Annotated in this window: 17 protein-coding genes; 6 read left to right on the forward strand and 11 right to left on the reverse strand. The window is 71.1% G+C overall.

The annotated features are described in order from the left end of the window. Positions 1–28: 28 nt before the first annotated feature. The gene (locus SHK19_RS19040) at positions 29–1540 is read right to left on the reverse strand and encodes a DUF1800 domain-containing protein (protein ID WP_322937162.1); all 1512 of its coding nucleotides are present in this window, start codon (positions 1538–1540) and stop codon (positions 29–31) included. 114 nt (positions 1541–1654) lie between these two features. Here SHK19_RS19040 and SHK19_RS19045 point away from each other — a divergent pair, with 114 nt between their 5' ends. The 4 genes from SHK19_RS19045 to SHK19_RS19060 all read left to right on the forward strand — a co-directional run bounded on the left by SHK19_RS19045 (position 1655) and on the right by SHK19_RS19060 (position 4712). Further along, complete coding sequence (locus tag SHK19_RS19045) at positions 1655–2101, forward strand: hypothetical protein (RefSeq protein ID WP_322937163.1); 447 nt, start codon at positions 1655–1657, stop codon at positions 2099–2101. Between the two features lie 61 nt (positions 2102–2162). Continuing rightward, positions 2163–2909, forward strand: a complete 747-nt coding sequence (locus SHK19_RS19050) for a hypothetical protein (protein ID WP_322454828.1) — start codon at positions 2163–2165, stop codon at positions 2907–2909. Positions 2910–2941: 32 nt separating this feature from the next. Further along, entirely contained in the window at positions 2942–3316 is a 375-nt protein-coding gene (locus SHK19_RS19055; RefSeq protein WP_322454827.1) for a nuclear transport factor 2 family protein, read from the forward strand. Positions 3317–3587: 271 nt separating this feature from the next. Beyond that, on the forward strand, positions 3588–4712 hold the full coding sequence (locus SHK19_RS19060) for a Glu/Leu/Phe/Val family dehydrogenase (RefSeq protein WP_322454826.1): 1125 nt from the start codon (positions 3588–3590) through the stop codon (positions 4710–4712). A 68-nt stretch (positions 4713–4780) separates the two neighbouring features. Here the strand turns inward: SHK19_RS19060 and SHK19_RS19065 are convergent, their stop codons facing one another. The 5 genes from SHK19_RS19065 to SHK19_RS19085 all read right to left on the reverse strand — a co-directional run bounded on the left by SHK19_RS19065 (position 4781) and on the right by SHK19_RS19085 (position 9601). Then, positions 4781–4963: a DUF3073 domain-containing protein gene (locus SHK19_RS19065; protein WP_322454825.1), complete on the reverse strand. Its 183-nt coding sequence runs from the start codon at positions 4961–4963 to the stop codon at positions 4781–4783. A gap of 131 nt (positions 4964–5094) precedes the next feature. Next, positions 5095–6198: a phosphoribosylformylglycinamidine cyclo-ligase gene (gene purM / locus SHK19_RS19070; protein WP_322454824.1), complete on the reverse strand. Its 1104-nt coding sequence runs from the start codon at positions 6196–6198 to the stop codon at positions 5095–5097. 8 nt (positions 6199–6206) lie between these two features. Beyond that, complete coding sequence (gene purF, locus SHK19_RS19075) at positions 6207–7676, reverse strand: amidophosphoribosyltransferase (RefSeq protein ID WP_405030438.1); 1470 nt, start codon at positions 7674–7676, stop codon at positions 6207–6209. A 160-nt stretch (positions 7677–7836) separates the two neighbouring features. After that, positions 7837–9216, reverse strand: a complete 1380-nt coding sequence (locus SHK19_RS19080) for a dipeptidase (RefSeq protein ID WP_322454823.1) — start codon at positions 9214–9216, stop codon at positions 7837–7839. A 25-nt stretch (positions 9217–9241) separates the two neighbouring features. Further along, positions 9242–9601: a sterol carrier family protein gene (locus SHK19_RS19085; RefSeq protein ID WP_322937164.1), complete on the reverse strand. Its 360-nt coding sequence runs from the start codon at positions 9599–9601 to the stop codon at positions 9242–9244. Positions 9602–9642: 41 nt separating this feature from the next. On the opposite strand from SHK19_RS19085, the gene SHK19_RS19090 reads away from it, so the two are divergent. Then, positions 9643–10686, forward strand: coding sequence for a hypothetical protein (locus SHK19_RS19090; RefSeq protein ID WP_322937165.1), 1044 nt, complete (start codon positions 9643–9645; stop codon positions 10684–10686). Here the strand turns inward: SHK19_RS19090 and kynU are convergent. The 5 genes from kynU to SHK19_RS19115 are packed head-to-tail and all read right to left on the reverse strand — an operon-like array spanning position 10667 to position 17651. Further along, on the reverse strand, positions 10667–11902 hold the full coding sequence (gene kynU, locus SHK19_RS19095) for a kynureninase (RefSeq protein WP_322937166.1): 1236 nt from the start codon (positions 11900–11902) through the stop codon (positions 10667–10669). The genes SHK19_RS19090 and kynU overlap by 20 nt on opposite strands. Further along, positions 11899–12756 (reverse strand): tryptophan 2,3-dioxygenase, encoded by an 858-nt coding sequence (locus SHK19_RS19100; RefSeq protein WP_322937167.1) that lies wholly within the window; start codon positions 12754–12756, stop codon positions 11899–11901. Before SHK19_RS19100 ends, kynU begins: the two co-directional genes overlap by 4 nt. A 31-nt stretch (positions 12757–12787) precedes the next feature. Next, positions 12788–13624 (reverse strand): alpha/beta hydrolase, encoded by an 837-nt coding sequence (locus SHK19_RS19105; protein ID WP_322937168.1) that lies wholly within the window; start codon positions 13622–13624, stop codon positions 12788–12790. A gap of 4 nt (positions 13625–13628) precedes the next feature. Next, positions 13629–15881 (reverse strand): phosphoribosylformylglycinamidine synthase subunit PurL, encoded by a 2253-nt coding sequence (gene purL / locus SHK19_RS19110; protein ID WP_322937169.1) that lies wholly within the window; start codon positions 15879–15881, stop codon positions 13629–13631. A gap of 54 nt (positions 15882–15935) precedes the next feature. Further along, positions 15936–17651: a hypothetical protein gene (locus SHK19_RS19115; RefSeq protein WP_322937170.1), complete on the reverse strand. Its 1716-nt coding sequence runs from the start codon at positions 17649–17651 to the stop codon at positions 15936–15938. Between the two features lie 81 nt (positions 17652–17732). Here SHK19_RS19115 and SHK19_RS19120 point away from each other — a divergent pair, with 81 nt between their 5' ends. Next, positions 17733–18887 carry an alkaline phosphatase family protein gene (locus SHK19_RS19120; protein WP_322454815.1) on the forward strand — a complete coding sequence of 385 codons (1155 nt, stop codon included), beginning with the start codon at positions 17733–17735 and terminating at the stop codon, positions 18885–18887.

The following is an 18887-nucleotide window of genomic DNA, read 5'->3' on the forward strand; positions in this document are numbered from 1 at the left end:
TCGGTGGCTCCCTTCCTTGTCGATCGGGCTAGCGGTGCAGGTGCATCGGCGAGTCGAGCAGGGACGAGAGGATGCCGCGCAGCGTCCAGTAGGCGAGGGCGTCGTCCTTGGTGAGCCGGGTTGTCAGCGGCATGCCCAGCAGCTGCGCGATGCCGGTGCGGACGGCGTCACTGGGCTTGTGACCGAACATCCGCAGGGCCTGGTGGTCGATCACCTGCGCGAGCGTGGCCGGCATCGGCGGCAGCATCGAGGCGTACGACGGGAACCGCGCCTGCTCGGTGGGCCACCACCGGGCGGCCAGGTCGCGATGGATCGTGAAGCTGGTGAGCACGCGGCCGGCACTGGCCCAGGCGCCGTCCACCTCGGGGTAGCCGTTCGGCGCGGGCCATTCGTACGGCGGCTGTCCCGCCTCGCCGTACTGCCACAGCATCGCGTTGGCGAACGACTCGTCGGTGGTGGGCGCCTGGGGCCGGATGCCGAGGGCGCGGACGGCGGCGACGTAGTCCTCGGTGGGCGTGCGCACCTTCTTGCCCGCGCCGGCGGCGAAGTCCGGGTGGTCGACGAGTGCCCGCAGTGTCGGCTTGATGGCGGTGCCGCTGGCGCGGTAGGCCCGGGCCACGGCGTTCACGATCGCCCGCGTCGGCTGGTCGGAGACGAACTTGACGCACAGCCGGTGGGCCAGCCGCTGCGCCGTCGCGGGGTGCTTGGCGAGGTACGAGAGGTAGGCGAGCGTGGCTGCGCGCCCGTCGGCCGACCGGTTGGCGTGGGTGAACCCCATCACCTGCACCGGCTGGGTGTCGTGCCAGCTGGTGTCGTAGAAGGCGCGGAACGACGGCCACCACAGATCGACCCGGTAGCCGGTGAGCATCCGCGCCGACGCCTTCACGTCGTCCTCGGTGTAGCCGGCGTCGACCCCCACCGTGTGGAGCTCGAGCAGCTCGCGGCCGAGGTTCTCGTTCGGCGACTCCTTCGACGAGTACGCATTGTCGAGGTAGAGCCCCATCGCCGGATGCGTGATCGTGGCGCGGAGCAGCGCCTCGAAGGTCGTGAGCGCGTGCTTCCGGATCACCCGGTCGTAGTCCATCCGCCAGAAGACCGCGTCGTCGTGGAAGAGCGAGACGTTGAGCAGGTTCGACCAGAAGTCGACCATCACCTCGTGCAGCTGCCGGTTGCTGGCGATCCGCCGCCCGACCGTCCAGCGGCTGAGGTCGGCTGCCACCTCCCACGAGCCCTGCACCTCGTCCTCCTGGTTCTGGAAGATCTGCCGAGGACCGAGACGCATGCTCGGGAACCAGGTGTTGACGGCGGCGCCCGGTGCGTCGGCGACGTTCGCCGGCTGCAGCTGCTTCGCGAACCAGGCCCGGCCACCGCCGGCCGCCCTCACCTGGGCGGCCAGCGCGGGCGTCAGCCCCCAGCTGAAGCGCTTGACCAGGTGCCGGTCGGCGGCCGGGAGCACGGACGGCCCCTGCCGCTCGTCGTAGGTCACGACCGGCTTGCCCCGACGGCGGATCGGGGCCGGACGGGTGGGCACGAGGGTCACGAGAGGCTCCTGGGGCCGGGACACAGGGGATCGCCCAACGTAGGCACCGCACGCACGCCGGCGGCACCGCCACGCGGTCGTCAGCACTGATCCGAAGTGACTAGGGTGGCGAGCGTGTCCCTGCGACTCGCCGGCGTGACGCCGTCCCCGCTGCTCGACCAGCCCGCCTTCGCCGCCGACGGATCGTCTGCACGGCTGCGGACCTACAGCGGCGACATCACGATCGCTCAGGACTCGGGCGTGATCATCTACCGATCCGGACAGGTCGATGTCGCACCGATGAGCTTCGTCCCGCCGGACGCCGAGGCGATCGCGACCGGGGCCGAGCCCGCGCTGACAGCGGAGGTCACGATCGGCCAGATCCTGACGACGGGCAGCGTCGAGCACTTCAGCGGCGCCGGTGCTGCCGGCGTGACCGTCGCACTGCAGCCCGACCAGAACGACACTGCGTGGTGCTGGCCGCACCTGGCCTTCCAGGCGCTCGGCACCCGTCCGATGGTGCTGCGCTACCGGCTGACGGTGCTGACCGTGCTCCCCGGGACGTCGGACGAGGTGCCGTGAATCACCTGACCGAATCGGTAAACCGCAGGTGAACCGGAGCTGGACCGCGTAAATTTCGACTGTGTTGTCGATCCCCCTGCTCCGCTGGTTGTGGGGTGCCGCCGCCGTCCTGGTGGTCGGTCACCTCCTGACCCTCTACCTCGAGCACGAGCACGGCGTCAGCCGCGCGCACAGCGTGCCCCGGCAGTTCGACCTGAACGGTGAGGGCAACCTCGCCGCCTGGTTCCAGTCGTCCCTGCTCCTCACCTGCGCCCTGCTCACCCTCGCGCTGGCGTCCCACTACCGGGGTCAGGGGGCGCCGCTCGCGCACCGGTGGGTCGCCTTGTCCGGGCTTTTCGGGCTGATGGCGATCGACGAGACCGCCCAGCTCCACGACATGTTCACCGGACCGCTGCGCCGCGGGCTCGAGATCGACTTCGGGATCTTCTACTTCGCCTGGCTGCTCCCGGCGGTGGGATTCCTCGCCATCTGTGCGTGGTACTTCGCCCCGGTGGCGTTCTCGTTGCCGGCCGCCATCTACCGGCGCCTCTTCCTCGCCTTCGCCGTGTACTTCGGCGGGGCCGTCCTGGTCGAGATGATCAGCGGGTTCGCCGCGGAGAACGGGCGCCAGTCCACGCCGTACCACCTGGTCCTGACCGTCGAAGAGAGCTGCGAGATCGCCGGCATCCTGCTCGTCGTCACGGCGCTCCTCACGATGGTGCGGATGGTGCAGCCGCAGACCACGGTCTCGCTGCTCGACGGCGGCACGGTCAGGATCGCCCCGGCTGCCTCCGTATCCTCCGAGGCCAGGGCCGAGCGGCTTCCCTGACGTAGAACGAGAACACGTTCTACACTTCATCCATGGCCGCAGACCGGGACCGCATCCTCGACACCATCGAGCGCTACGTCGACCTGGTCGGCAAGGGCACCGCGGACGAGATCCTCGCGCTCTACGCCGACGGCGCGACCGTGGAAGACCCGGTCGGCAGCGAGGTGCGGACCACCCGCGAGTCGATCCGTGAGTTCTACGCCGCGATCGAGCCCCTGGAGCAGGAGAGCCGCCTGGTCTCCGCCCGCGTCGCCGAGGGGCAGGCGGCGTTCCTCTTCGAGCTGGTGACCCGGGTGGGCGACCAGACCTACACCCTCGCGCCGATCGATGTGATGACGTTCGACGACGACGGTCGGATCACCACCATGCGAGCGTTCTGGAGCAATGCCGACATGGAGATCAGCTGACCGTCTGAACTCCCGTCACTCCTGACGGCGCTCGCGCACGGCACCGAGGACGAGCGCGACGACGATCAGTGCGCCCGAAGCGCCGGCCACCAGCATCAGCATGTCCTTACGACGCGCGAGGGGTGCCGTTCGGTTGCCTCCGCGCCCCGAAACGTGGGCGTTCCCGCCCGGAGGTCCTATCGTTGGACACACCGGCGAGCACCACCCCCGCCCGCCGGTGACCATCAACGCCACACCACCCCCGTGGCTGACCCAGAAAGCGGCATTCCCCATGTCCGAGCGCAGCAACACCCCGCCCGTGCCCGACGTACCCGCCACCGACGTCCTCGAGCACGACCTCGAGCACGAGCAGGTCGTCTTCGCCAACGACCCCGCCAGCGGCCTCCGCGCGATCATCGCGATCCACTCCACGGCCCTCGGCCCCTCGCTCGGCGGCACTCGCTTCCACCCCTACGCCTCGACGGCAGCGGCGCTCGCCGACGTCCTGGCGCTCTCGCGTGGCATGTCCTACAAGGCCGCGGTCACCGGGCTCGACCTGGGCGGCGGCAAGGCGGTCATCATCGGCGACCCGGCGACGCAGAAGACCGAGCCGCTGCTGCGTGCCTACGGACGCTTCGTCGAGTCGCTCGCCGGTCGCTACATCACCGCATGCGACGTCGGCACCTTCAGCCCGGACATGGACATCGTCGCGCGGGAGTCCACGCACGTCACCGGACGCACCGAGGCGCACGGTGGCGCCGGCGACAGCAGCGTGCTGACGGCGTACGGCGTCTTCTGCGGCCTGCGGGCGGCAGCCGAGTCGGTCTGGGGTGACGCCGATCCCGCGGCGGTCCTCTCCGGCCGTACCGTCGGCGTGGCCGGCGTGGGCAAGGTCGGACGGCACCTCGTGGGTCACCTGGTCGACGCCGGCGCCGACGTCGTGGTGACCGACGTCTTCCCCGACGCCCTTGACCGCATCCGTGACGAGCACCCGGAGGTCCGGGTGGCGGAGTCGACCGAGGCGATGGTCGCCTCCCAGCTCGACGTCTACGCCCCCTGCGCCCTCGGCGGAGCCCTGACCGACACGGTCGTCCGCGAGCTCTCCGCGCGGATCGTCTGCGGCGCCGCCAACAACCAGCTCGCTCACCCCGGCGTCGAGAAGCTGGTCGAGGACCGGGGCATCGTCTACGCGCCCGACTACGTCGTCAACGCCGGCGGGCTGGTCCAGGTCGCCGACGAGCTCGAGGGGTTCAGCTTCGAGCGCGCCCGGCAGCGGGCCGCGCAGATCTACGACACGACCCGCACGGTGCTCGAACGCGCCAAGTCCGATGGCGTGCCGACCGCCACCGCCGCCGACCGGATGGCCGAGCAGCGGATGCTCGAGGTCGGCCGGATGCGCGGCATCTGGCTGCGCTAGGACACGGACGGACCAGAGGACGGCCTGGCCATATCGGCCGGGTCGTCCTCACCCGTTGACGGGAACGATCAGTCTCGCTGGGGGCCGGAGTAGTCCGACCACTTCTCAAGCTCTTCGACCGGCACCGCGTCGGACTCGCCCTCGTCGCCATGGAGCTCTCGCGCCAGGGCAGTGAGGTCGGTCTCGTGAGTGCGGTACTTCAGGTCGCGCGCGACCTTCGTCTGCTTCGCTTTAGCTCGGCCGCGGCCCATAGGGTCCAGCCCCCTCGCACACTTGGCCGGGGCGACCAAGCACCCCGGACTACTGATACATAGTCTCGTGGGGCCAACGCTACCTGTTCGGTGGGTGTTCCCGCACACCGGAATGCCGATAGCGGCAGAAATCACCAACCAGCGTGCTGGCCGACGAGCCGGACGGTCCCCTTCAGGTCCGGATCGACGTCGACCTCTCCCGCCACCCAGGCGTCGATCCCGAGGTCGGCCAGCCGGGCGAGCGCCGCGTCGACCGAGTCGGGGTGGGTCAGGGCGACCATCCCGACGCCGCAGTTGAGGGTGGCCTCGAGGTCGGGCTGGGGGACGTCGCCCAGCGTGCGGACCACGTCGAACACCGCACCCGGCTGCCAGGTCGCCCGGTCGAGGGTCGCGCGGAGCTCGACCGGCATCACCCGCGCCAGGTTGTTGGCCAGGCCGCCGCCGGTGACGTGGGCCATCGCGTGGGTGCGGGTCTCCCGGGCGAGCGCGAGGCCGGCCTTGGTGTAGATCCGGGTTGGCTCGAGCAGCTCCTCGCCGAGCGTCCGGCCGAGCTCGTCGACGTGACGGTCGACGGACCAGCCGGCCGAGGTGAAGAACACGTGGCGCGCCAGCGAGTAGCCGTTGGAGTGCAGGCCGCTGGACGCCATCGCGATCACCACGTCACCGGGTCGCACCCGTCCCGGGCCGAGTAGGGCGTCGGCCTCGACCACCCCGGTCGTGGCTCCGGCCACGTCGTACTCGTCGGGCGCGAGCAGGCCGGGGTGCTCGGCGGTCTCGCCGCCGACCAACGCGCAGCCCGCCTCGACGCACGCTTCGGCGATGCCCTTTACGATCGCCGCGATCCGCTCCGGCACGACCTTGCCGGTGGCGATGTAGTCGGTCATGAAGAGCGGTTCGGCGCCGCACACGACGAGGTCGTCGACGACCATGCCGACCAGGTCGAAGCCGATGGTGTCGTGCTTGTCCATCATCTGCGCCACGGCGACCTTGGTGCCGACGCCGTCGGTGGAGGTCGCCAGCAGCGGCCGCTTGTACGACGTCAGCGCGCTCGCGTCGAACAGGCCGGCGAACCCGCCGAGCCCGCCCACCACCTCGGGGCGCCGCGCCTTCTCGACCCAGACCTTCATCAGGTCGACCGCCTTGTCGGCGGCGTGGATGTCGACGCCGGCGAGGGCGTACGCGCCGGGGCCGGGCTCGTCGCCGGAGTCGCCGGCAGTGGCTGCGTCGTCGGACAAGGCGATCCTTAGGGGTTGTTGAAGACGGGGAGCGCCTCGCCGTGGATGGGCGAGGTGAGCGTCGCCTCCAGGAGGTGCTTGCCGAGCAGGCTCTCGTCGGGCAGCGGGATCGGGTACTCGCCCGTGAAGCAGGCGGTGCACAGGTTGTCCTGGGGCTGGCCGGTCGCCTCGACCATCCCGTCGAGCGAGATGTAGCCGAGCGTGTCGGCACCCACGCTCGAGGCGATCTCGTCGACGTCGAGGCCGTTGGCGATCAGCTCGGCACGGGTCGCGAAGTCGATGCCGTAGAAGCAGGGCCACTTCACCGGCGGGCTCGAGATCCGCACGTGGACCTCGGTCGCGCCCGCCTCGCGGAGCATCCGGATCTGGGCCCGCTGGGTGTTGCCGCGCACGATCGAGTCGTCGACCACGACGATCCGCTTGCCGCGGATCATGTGGTCGAGCGCGTTCAGCTTGAGCCGGATGCCGAGCTGGCGGAGGGTCTGGCTGGGCTGGATGAAGGTGCGTCCGACGTAGGCGTTCTTGACGAAGCCCTGACCGAACGGGATGCCGCTCTCGAGCGCGTAGCCGGAGGCCGCCGGGGTGCCGGACTCGGGCACCGGGATCACCAGGTCTGCCTCGACCGGGAACTGCCGGGCCAGCTCACGACCCATCTCGACCCGGGCCTCGTGGACGCTGCGGCCGGCGATGTGGGCGTCGGGACGGGCCAGGTAGACGTACTCGAACACGCAGCCCTTGCGCCTCGGCTCGGCGAACTTGTGGGAGCGCAGCCCGCCCTCGTCGATGACGATCAGCTCACCGGGCTCGACCTCGCGGACCACGCTGGCGCCGATGGTGGCGAGCGCGGCGCTCTCGCTCGCGACCACCCAGCCGCGGTCGAGGCGGCCGAGGACGAGCGGGCGGAGACCTTCGGGGTCGCGCGCGGCGTACAGCGAGTCCTCGTTCATGAAGACGAAGCAGAACGCGCCCTTGACGTTGGGCAGCAGCTCGACGGCGCGGGCCTCGAGGGACTGGTCGGGGTGGTGCGCGAGGAGCGCCGTCACCAGACCGGTGTCGTTGGTCGACGCCTCGAGGTCGCGGGCGTGGATGTCGAGCTCGTCCTCGTCGCTCGGCAGGTCGTGGACCATCTGCGCGAGGTCGGCGGTGTTGATCAGGTTGCCGTTGTGTCCCAGCGCGATCGAGCCGTGGGCGGTCGGGCGGAACGTCGGCTGGGCGTTCTGCCACGTGCTCGCGCCGGTGGTCGAGTAGCGGCAGTGCCCGACGGCGAGGTGGCCCTGGAACGAGTCGAGGGTGGTCTCGTCGAACACCTGCGAGACCAGGCCCATGTCCTTGTAGACGAGGATCTGGCGCCCGTTGCTGACCGAGATGCCCGCCGACTCCTGGCCGCGGTGCTGGAGCGCGTAGAGCCCGAAGTAGGTGAGCTTCGCGACGTCCTCACCGGGGGCCCAGACGCCGAATACGCCGCACACGTGGGCCACTGTATCGGCCGGTCGCCCTCAATCCCGTTTCGGCGCGGGCGTGGGACGGATCACTGACCCGCGAAGTGTCGATGCTGGTCGCGCGAAGTGTCGATGTCGGCCCCGCGAGGTGTCGGCGTTTGCCGGGCGAGGTGGCGACGTTTGCCGGGCGAGGTGGCGGCTACAGGGTGCCGGCCGCGGACTCGGCGCCCAGGTTGCGCAGCAGCAGGGCCTCGGCGACGAGGACCCTCTCGAACTCGGCGAGGTGGAGGCCCTCGTTGGCGCCGTGCGCGCGGGTGTCGGGGTCCTCGACGCCCGTGACCAGGACGCTGGCGTCCGGCATCGCGTCGAGGAACTCGGCGATGAACGGGATCGAGCCCCCGACGCCCATGTCGACCGGTTCGGTGCCGTCCCATGCCTCGGCGAACGCGGAGCGGGCGGCGTCGTAGGCCGGTCCGGTGACGTCGAGGGCGATCGGCTCGCCGGTGTCGACGACCTCGATCGACAGCTGGGCGCCCCACGGGACGTGCTTCTCGAGGTGCTGGCGCAGGCAGGCGAGAGCGTTCTCCGAGGTCTCACCCGGAGCGGTGCGGAGCGCGAGCCGGGCCCGGGCGGCGGGGATGAGGGTGTTGGACGACCCGTCGACCTTGGGGGCGTCGAGGCCGATCACGGAGAGGGCGGGCTGGGTCCAGAGCCGCTCCACCTTCGGGCCGGAGCCGATCCAGTCCACGCCGGGGGCCACGCCCGACTCGGCGCGCAGCCGCTCCTCCGGGTAGTCGACGTCGGCGGCGCGACCGGTCACCAGGCCTTCGACCCGGAGGTTGCCGTCGTCGTCGTGGAGCGAGGCGATCAGCCGCGACAGGGTGATCAGGGAGTCGGGGACCAGGCCGCCCCACATGCCCTGGTGGACGGCGTGGGTCAGGGTGCGCACCTCGACGTTGACCCGGACCAGGCCGCGAAGGCTGGTGGTCAGGGCCGGGACGCCGATGTCCCAGTTGCCCGAGTCGGCGATGACGATGACGTCGGCCCGGAGGTCGTCGAGATTCTGCTCGAGCAGCTGCGGGAGGGTCGCGCTGGCGACCTCCTCCTCCCCCTCGACGAAGAGGCGGACCGTGACGGGGAGCTCGTCGCCGAGCACCCGCAGGGCGGCGACGTGCGCCATGATCCCCGCCTTGTCGTCGGCCGCGCCGCGCCCATAGAGACGGGGGCCGTCGCGCCCCTCACGAACCGTCGGCTCCCACGGCGGGCTGTCCCAGTCGGCGGGGTCGTTCTCGGGCTGGACGTCGTGGTGGGCGTAGAGGAGCACGACGGGCGCACCCTCCGGGCCGCGCTTCTCCCCGATCACCGCAGGGGGCGCACCGTCGTACGCCCGGACGATGCGGGCGTCGACACCCTCGGCACGGAACAGGGCCGCGGTCGCCTCGGCGGACCGTTCGACCTCGGTGAGCCGCCCGGGATCGGCGCTCACCGACTGGATGCGGACCAGGTCCTCGAGATCCTTGCGCACGCCCGGCAGCACGCTGGCGACCCGGGCGCGGATGTCGTCACTCACCATCGTCATGGCGCCACCGTAACCGGCGCCCCCATCAGGCCAGTGGGAGGTACGACGACAGGTCGGTGCGCTCGCCGCTGGCCAGGGCCCGGCCGCTCTCGAGGGCGTCCGCCCAGGCGAGACCACCGGTCGCGAGGGCGACCCAGGTCTCCGGGTCGGTCTCGATCACCGCCGGCGGCGTGCCACGGGTGTGCCGAACTCCCTCGATCACCTGCACGGCCGCGAACGGCGGCACCCGGACCTCGACCGACCGGCCCGGCGCCCGCGCCTCGAGGACGGCGAGGAAGTGCTTGGTCAGGAGGCGCAGATCGGCCCGGTCGGCCGTCCCCCGGGAGACACGAGCGACTGCCGCTTCGACCGCTCCGGGGTCGGCGGGACGCAGTCGGGAGGGCACGGGCGCGAGCCTACAAAGTGCGGTCCGACACAATGAACCCCATGCGGGCGCGTGCTGTGATCGGTTCCATCGTCCTCGTGCTGTCCGCGGCGCTGGCTGCGTGCGGCGAGGAGCAGGACACCATCAAGGCCGGCGACCTCATCCAGGCGAGCGCGGACGACCAGTTCAAGGACGGCAAGGAGGCGACCGTCACGCTCCCGACCGGGCGGCTGCTGATCCACACCGCCGAGCCGGTCGACAGCGCGACGGGCGACGACACCCGCACCCGGCAGGCGGTCGACGCCCCGAGCGGTGCGGTGCTGGTGCCGATCAGCTGGCAGTACGACCCCTGGGACCAGGGCCGCCTCGAGCGGATCGTCGACAGCTCCGACACCCCCATCGTCGACCTGGTGACCGACGAGGAGCGCTACCGGTTGCCGCCGCCGGAGCTCGGCGACGAGGGCGGCGAGTCGTTCTACGTCGTCGTCGACGGCGAGGCCGAGGACCGCTCGCTGGAGATCGAGTTCGACGGCGTCACGCAATCGGTGAACCTCGCGAACGGCCGTACCGACGCGGGCGACGCCGCCGCGCTCTACGACATCCGGGACGACGCGCTGCAGAAGGCGTCCTGCGACGACGACGAGCGCTGGTTCGACAGCGTCACGGTCTCCGCCGAGTTCACCTGCGACCGGTTCGGGCCGGTGCTCACGCCCTACGCCGCTGGCGAGTGGGCACCCGAGGGCAGTCTGTGGCTGGCGCTGACGGTGCAGACCGAGATGCGCATCTACGCCGAGGCCAACCTGCTCGGCGGCGGCGCGCGCTTCGTCGCCACGGACGTCACGGTGAAGCCTGACATCGACGGCGACGAACCCACGTTCGTGATCTCGGCCGACAACGACGACGACACCTGCCCGAGTCCGTTGACGACCGCCTGCGGATGGAGCAAGACCCTGATCTTCGAGGTGCCGGCGGACGACGCCGAGCAGGGACCGCTCGACCTCGACGTGGCCTACCGGATGAAGGTCGCCATCGCATGGGGCGGTCACATCCCGCCGAAGCGGATGAAGGTCGAGGCGTCCGAGGAGATCAAGCTCTGGGACGACTGAGCAGCTCGGCCACGACGGAGAGCCCGGCCGCGACCTCGGCGAACGAGGTGCTCAGCGGCGAAAGGCCGATCCGCAGGCCGTGCGGCGGCCGGAAGTCCGGGATCACGCCCCGCTCCCACAGCTCGGCAGTCACCTGTCGCAAGTCCGGATGGTCGAGCGTGACGTGGCTGCCGCGGACGGACGGGTCCCGGGGTGAGGCGAGCCGGACGTCGTACGGCGCCAGCAGCGCGTCGGCGATCTCGACCGCGAAGGCGGTCAGGGCGACCGACTTCCGGCGTACGGCGGACATGCCGACCTCGTCGATCAGCGCAAGCATGTCCCGCATGGGCAGCATCCCGACGATCGGCGGGGTGCCGCTGATCAGCTGCCGGACACCGGCGGCCGGCTGGTAGCGCTCCGCCATCGCGAACACGTCTGCCGCACCCATCCAGCCCTGGATCGGCTGGCGGACGCGGTCGTGGTGGCGGCCGGCGAGGTAGGCGAACGCGGGAGCGCCGGGTCCTCCGTTGAGGTACTTGTAGGTGCAGCCGACGGCGAGGTCCACCCGGTGCTCGTCGAGTGCGAGCTCGACCGAGCCGACCGAGTGGCAGAGGTCCCAGAGCACGAGCGCGCCGGCGTCGTGAGCGATCTCCGTGATCGCCGGCAGGTCGGCGATCTGCCCGGAGCGGTAGGCGACGTGGCTGAGCAGCACCAGCGCCGTCCGGTCCGAGACGGCGGCCCGGACCTGGTCGGGCGTGACGGTGGCGTGGGGCTCGGGAGTGATCCAGCTCAGCTCGAGGCCGCGCTCGGCGGCGACCCCCTCGACCACGAACCGGTCGGTCGGGAAGTTGTCGGTGTCGACGACGATCTCGATCCGGGCCGGCTGCGCGTCGACGGCTGCCCGCACCAGCTTGTAGAGCAGCACCGTCGTGGAGTCCGCGACCACGGTCTGCCCCGGGGCGGCGCCGAGGCAGACCCGGGCGACGGTGTCGCCGAGCTCGGTCGGGGCGGCCATCCACTCCTCGTCCCAGGCCCGGATCAGACGGTCGCCCCACGGCCCGTCGACGAACCCGCTGAGCCGGTCGCGGGTGGCGCGGAGCGGCCGCCCGAGCGAGTTGCCGTCGAGGTAGGCGACCACCCCGTCCGAGCTGATGAAGGCGTCCCGGTACGGCGCGAGCGGGTCGGCGGCATCGAGCTCGGCGGCGCGGGCTGCCCAACCGGCGACGTCGTGGGTCACGACTTCCCGATCTCGGTCCGCACCGTGATCAGCTCAGGGAAGAAGGTGAGGTCGAGTGCGCGGCGGAGGAACGCGACACCCGACGAGCCGCCGGTGCCGCGCTTGAACCCGATGGTCCGCTGCACGGTCCGCAGGTGCCGGAACCGCCAGAGCTGGAAGGCGTCCTCGACGTCGACCAGGTCCTCGGAGGTCTCGTAGAGGTCCCAGTGGCGGGTGGTGTCCTCGTAGACCTCGCGGAACACCGAGACCAGCTCGGGCTGCTCGACCCAGGGCAGGCTGACGTCACGCTCGAGCACCACCGTCGGCACGGGCAGCCCTCGGCGTGCGACGAGCCGGAGGAAGGCGTCGTAGACGGTGTGGCTCGACAGCGCCGACGCGAGGAAGGCGTGCACGGGCGGGTTGCCCTCGAAAACCTTGAGCATCTGGGCGTTCTTGTTGCCGAGCAGGAACTCCACCGCGCGGTACTGCACGGATTGGAACCCCGAGGCGGGCCCCAGGACGTCGCGGAACTCGGCGTACTCGCTCGGCGTCAACGTCGCGAGCACGGACCACTGCTCGGTGACGGTGCGCAGGATGTGCTTGACCCGGGCCAGGCTCTTGCGGGCGCGCGAGAGGTCGTCGGCGTCCAGGTAGCCGCGGGCACCGACCAGCTCGTGCACCATCAGCTTCAGCCACAGCTCGGTGGTCTGGTGCTGGATGACGAAGAGGAGCTCGTCGGGGTGCGGGGGGTCGCTCCTCACGTGCTGCGCCGAGAGAAGGGTGTCGAGGTCGAGGTAGCCGGCGTAGTCCAGCTCCGCCGAGAAGTCCGTGTGCACACCGGGCTCCAGCGGTCGGTATCCGTCCTCGATCACCACCCGGTCACCGTATCCCCGACCGCCGCGACGCTCAGCGCAGGCCGTCGATCACGGAGCGGATCCGGACCCAGGCCTGGCTGCCGACCTCGATCACTCCGAAGTGCCCGCCGGTGACCTCCACCAGCTCCGCCGTCGCACCGGCAGCGGTGGCGCGGTCGACGTAGCCGCGCGACTGCGAGATCGGGACGATGTCGTCGTCCGGCGCGTGCACGCACCACACCGGTACGTCGAGCGGCAGCTGCTGCGCCGGGTCGGCGGCGGCGTCGGCCGGACCGGGGGCGTGGCCGAGGAACGCCTCTACCGCGCCGCCTCCGAGGCCGTCGCGCGCGGCGGCAACCAGGTCGAGCACTCCCGCCTGTGACACGACGTGGGTCACCGGCACCCGTGGCGCCTCACGCCCCGCCGCCCACGTCGCGAGGTGTCCTCCGGCGGAGTGACCGAGGGTGACGACCCGGTCGAGGCTGTCCTCCGGCAGCAGCCCGTCGTCCGCGAGGGACGCGAGGTGGTCGATGCCCGCAGCGACGTCGTCGAGGGTCGCCGGCACACCTCCCCCGTTGCCGACCCGGCGGTACTCGAGGTTCCAGGTCACCCAGCCCCGCCCGGTCAGGTCCTGCGCCAGCGGCGTGCCCAGCGAGAGGTCGTAGGCCGCCTTCCAGAAGCCGCCGTGGATCACCACGACCACTCCGCGCGGCTCGCCGTCGGGCACGAGCAGCTCGCCGAACTGGCTGGGGTCCTCGCCGTAGTCGGTGCCCACGTCGCCTCCGGTTGTCGGACGGGCCTTCTCCTGCTCGTTCCCGCAAGCGGCTGCGGTCAGTGCGACCGCCGCCGCGAGAACGGTACGACGCCGCGGGCCTCCGGCGGCGTCCACCGAGCTACGCGCCGAGAGCGGCCGGCAGGGTCGACGTCCACGCGGTCCGCAGCTCGTCGAGCGGTACGTCGAACGCGCCCTCCACGACCAGCGCGCCGCCGCCGGTCGTCCCGATCTCGGTCATCGGCACGTCGTGGCGGGCGCAGAGCGCTCCGAGCTCGTCGATCCCCTCGGCCGGGACGGTGACGATCGCCCGCCCGGCGGACTCGGAGAACAGGCCGACGAAGGCTGAGTCGGAGACGCCGTCGAGGGTGACCGTCGCGCCGACGCCGTCGACCAGGCAACCTTCGGCCAGCGCCTGGGCGAGTCCGCCCTCGGAGAGGTCGTGGGCGCTGGTGGCGACCCCGACCAGGTCGGCGAGCAGTCGCGCCAGGCTGCGCTCGGCGACCAGGTCGACCCGCGGCGGCGTGCCCCCGAGATGGTCGTGGACGACGTGCGCCCACTCGCTGCCCGACAGCTCCTCCCGGGTCTCGCCCAGCAGCACGATCCGCTCACCCGCCGCCTGGAACGACGAAGGCGTGCGGCGTCGTACGTCGTCGATCACGCCGAGCACCGCGACCACCGGCGTCGGCAGGATCGCGGTCTCGCCGGTCTGGTTGTAGAGGCTGACGTTGCCGCCGGTGACCGGGATCCCGAGCTCGACGCACGCGTCCTTGAGCCCGCGGCAGGCCTCGGCGAACTGCCACATCACGCCGGTGTCCTCGGGCGAGCCGAAGTTGAGGCAGTCACTGACCGCGAGCGGCCGGGCGCCGCCGGTGGCGACGTTGCGGTAGGCCTCGGCGAGCGCGAGCTGCGCGCCGGCGTAGGGGTCGAGCTTGGCGAACCGGCCGTTGCAGTCGGTGGCCACGGAGACGCCGAGGTGGGTGTCCTCGTCGACCCGGACCATGCCGCTGTCGGCCGGCTGGGCGAGCACGGTGTTGCCCTGGACGTAGCGGTCGTACTGGTCGGTGATCCACGACTTGTCGCAGAGGTTCGGGCTGGCGACGAGCCGGAGCAGCGTCGCGCGCAGCTCGTCGCCGGTGGCCGGCCGCGGCAGCGCCTCGGCTCCGTCGGCCTGCAGTGCGTCCTGCCAGTCGGGACGGGCGAACGGCCGTTCGTAGACCGGTCCGTCGTGGGCCACGGTCCGTGGAGGTACGTCGACGACGAGCTCTCCGTGCCAGGTGATCTCGAGCCGGCCGCTGTCGGTGACCTCGCCGATCACGACCGCCTCGACGTCCCACTTGGCGCAGATACGGAGAAAGTCCGCGACGTCGTCGGGCTCGACGACCGCCATCATCCGCTCCTGGCTCTCGCTCATGAGGATCTCCTCGGGAGCGAGCGTGGAGTCGCGCAGCGGGACGCGGTCGAGCTCGACGGTCATGCCGCCGTCGCCGGCGGACGCGAGCTCGGAGGTGGCGCACGAGAGACCCGCGCCGCCGAGGTCCTGGATGCCCGCCACCACGCCCGCCTGGAACAGCTCGAGCGTGCACTCGATGAGCAGCTTCTCCATGAACGGGTCGCCGACCTGGACGCTGGGTCGCTTGGCGGGACCGTCGGCGTCGAACGTCTCACTGGCGAGCACGGAGACTCCACCGATGCCGTCGCCTCCGGTGCGGGCGCCGTACAGGACCACCTTGTTGCCGGTGCCGGACGCCTTCGCCAGGTGCAGGTCCTCGTGGCGCAGCACGCCGACGCAGAGCGCGTTGACCAGCGGGTTGCCGAGGTACGTCGGGTCGAACACCGCCTCGCCGCCGATGTTGGGAAGGCCCAGGCAGTTGCCGTAGCCACCGACGCCGGCCACGATCCCGGGCAGTACCCGGTGCGTGTCCTCGGCGTCGAGCGGGCCGAACCGCAGCGGATCCATGACCGCGACCGGCCGGGCGCCCATGGCGAGGATGTCGCGGACGATGCCGCCGACGCCGGTCGCGGCGCCCTGGTAGGGCTCGACGTACGACGGATGGTTGTGCGACTCGACCTTGAACGTGACCGCGTAGCCCTGACCGATGTCGATCACGCCGGCGTTCTCCCCGATGCCGGCCAGCATCTTGCCGACCGGGGTCTCCTGGGGAATCTCACTGAACTGCTTGAGGTGCACCTTCGACGACTTGTACGAGCAGTGCTCGCTCCACATGACGGAGTACATCGCCAGCTCCGAGCTGGTCGGGCGCCGGCCGAGGATCTCGCGGACGCGCTGGTACTCGTCCTCCTTGAGTCCGAGGTCGGCCCAGGGCTGCTCGCGGTCAGGGTCGGACGCGGCGACGGAGACGGTGTCCAGCACGGCCTCAATCTATCGGCCGGGTCGGGCCCGCGTTCAGCGTGGGCTGCCGTCCGGTCAGACCTCCTCCTCGATCTCCTCGATGATCTCGTCGATCAGGTCGTCGCTCAGGTTGTCGACTGCCTGCGCGGCGTACTCCACCCAGGTCGCTGCCGGGTCGAGCTGGTAGCCGTCGTCGACCTCGGACACCACGAAGAAGAACTCGTCCAGGCCGACGTCCTCGGTGACCTCCTCGTCACCGAGGCAACCGCCGTCGGTGTCGCGTTCGTCCTCGGTGACCTGGAAGCACTCACCGTCCAGCTCGATCGTCCCGGACTCCGTGTCGTACCCGTCCTCGAACGCGCTGGCCGAGAAGGTGCCGCCCTCGATGACGACCTTGACCTTGCCGTCGTCGAGCTCCTCCGTCGACAGGTCCAGCCCCTCGGCGGAGACCTCGAGCCCGATCTCACCCTCGGCCCAGCCGCCCTCGTCCATCAGGTCCTCGACCACGGGGATGTACGGACGGAGCGGCTTAACCAGGTCCTCGGGCAGGTTGGCGAGGAGCTCTTCGACATCACCGGCATTGATGGCGTCCACGAGGTTCTCGATGACCTCCTCGGGGTTCTCGCCGGTGATCGGGTCGACCTCCTCGGCGGCGAGATCCCAGTCCGGCTCCGGGAGGTCGTAGTCGCTGTCCTCAGCCGCCTCCTCACCGTCCAGATAGGCGTACTCGGCGACGGTGCCGAGCAGGGTGACATACCAGCGACCGTCGATCTCCACGGTCATCACCGACGGCTCCTCGCCGTCGAAGACTTCCGCGAGATCCCCTGACTCCGACTCCGCCTCACTCTCCTCAGCGAGGAAATCGAGACGTTCGGGGAGCTTCTCGGGGTCCCAGCTGACGTCGTACTCACCGTCGACGAGAGTGACCAGCGCGAGGTCGTCGTCGCGCTCGTCGACCTCGAACTCCAGGTCGGAGAGCTCGATGTCGATCGCGTCGGTGATGCCGTCGCCCTCGACGAGCTCCTCGTCCGCGGCGCGCTCGCGGAGCTCGTCGTAGACGTCGTCGAGTCCCTCGGTCTCCCCCGGGCTCACCATGTCGAGTACGCCGACCGGGTCCTGATCGGCCGCGGCCAGCATCAGCTGCTCGACCGCCTCCCGCGGCGAGTCCGCGCCGCCGCGCGGCCAGAAGAAGCGCCAGCCGAGGTAGCCCGCCGCGATCAGGGCGATGACGACGCCTACGACCGCGACGATCTTGCCGGTCGAGCCTTGGGGACCGGCGGCCACGCCGTACGACGGCGGCGGATACGCGAAGGGTGCGGGCGACGCCTGGGGAGGTGCATCGGTGATGGCGCGGGTCGCCGGCGGCGGCGGTGACGGCGGTGGCGGGGGTGGCGGCGGTGGCGTGGGAGGCGGCGCGGCCTGCGGCGGATTCGCCGACGCCCGGCGCGGCGCCAGATCGAGGACGACCTGCTCGGGGACGCGACCGATCGCGAAGCCCAGGACGGCGCAGGCCCACGCGGCCGCACGCGGGTCTGCTCCTCCGCGCAGTCGGGCGAAGCCGGCTCCCGCAGTCCCCACCGCCCGCGTCGCGTCCGCGTCCGAGTCGAGCAGCCGGATCAGCTGCCCGACCGTGTCGAACCGGACCGCGTCGACCAGGAGGTTGACCTCGCCGACATCGGCGGCGTCCTCGTCGAACACGTCGTCGAGCACCGCGCGGAACTGGTCGGGGTCCCGGAGCACGGCACGGCCGACCTGGTCGACGATGTCGCGCACAGCGAGATGGATCTCCACCAGGTCACGCTAGCGGTGCCTGCGGGCGAGGCGTCGCGGAACGGCTCAGTCTCTTTCGGACGCGGAAGTTAGGTTGGGCCCATGCCACACCCGCCGACGCCCGCGAGTTCTCGCGCGTCGGCCGCGACGTTCGCACTGGTGGCGCTGGTAGGCGCGATCGCCGTCGGCGGCCTCTGGTGGGTGCAGCAGGACGACGCCTCGCCGTCGGACGCGAGCGAGAGCTCCTCGGCGGACCCGTCCGACAGCACCACCGACGTCGCCGGATCGACCGCGAACGACGGTGGTCGTGGCGACGGTTCGGACGCGGACCCCGGACTGGGGGACGACGCCGAGGAGATCGCAGCGCAAGGCTTCCCGGACGACCCGAGGGTCGTGGTGATCTCCGTCGACAGCCTCGGGTCCCTCTACGTCAGCAGGACGACGACGCCGACCATCGCCGACCTCCTGGCACAGGGCGCGGGGACCCTCAACGCCCGCACCGAGGTGGAGAAGACGGTCACCCTGCCCAACCACACCGGCATGGTCACCGGTGACCGCGTCAACAGGTTCCTCGGCGGTCACGGCGTCACCTGGAACGACACCTCGAGGCGGTCGGTGGCGCGCAGGACCGAGTCGGTGTTCTCCACGATCGACGAGGCCGGGGGGACCAGCGCGGTCTTCGTCGGCAAGGAGAAGTTCGAGATGTGGGAGCGGGCCTGGCCGGGCACCATCGACGACCTCGTCTTCAACCAGGACCAGCCCGCGCTGGTGGACGCCGCGATCGCGGACCTGCGCGAGGACGACCACGACCTGGTCTTCGTCCACCTGGCCGGTCCGGACAACGCGGGCCACAAGTCGGGCTGGGGCAGTGATCCCTACCTCGACGCCGTGACCCTTGCCGATGCCGACATCGACCGGATCGTGTCCGCAATCGTCGCCGACCCTGAGCTGTCCGAGGAGGTGGTCGTGATCGTGACCGCCGACCACGGCGGCGTGCCCGAGATGACCTCGCACTCCGATCGTCGCCGGCCCGAGAACTACACGATCCCGTTCGTCGTCTGGGGTCCCGGCATCACCCCGGGCGACCTCTACGCGCTCAATCCTGACTACCAGGACCCAGGCAACGGCCGGCCCAGGTACGTCGGGCCGCAGCCGGTCCGCAACGGCAACGTCGCGAACCTCGTGACCGACCTGCTCGGCCTCGACCCCGTGCCGCGGAGCCTGTTCGGCGACGAGCACGACCTCGACGTCGACTGA

It is taken from the genome of Nocardioides bizhenqiangii, from assembly GCF_034661235.1.
Taxonomy (GTDB): Bacteria; Actinomycetota; Actinomycetes; order Propionibacteriales; family Nocardioidaceae; genus Nocardioides; species Nocardioides bizhenqiangii.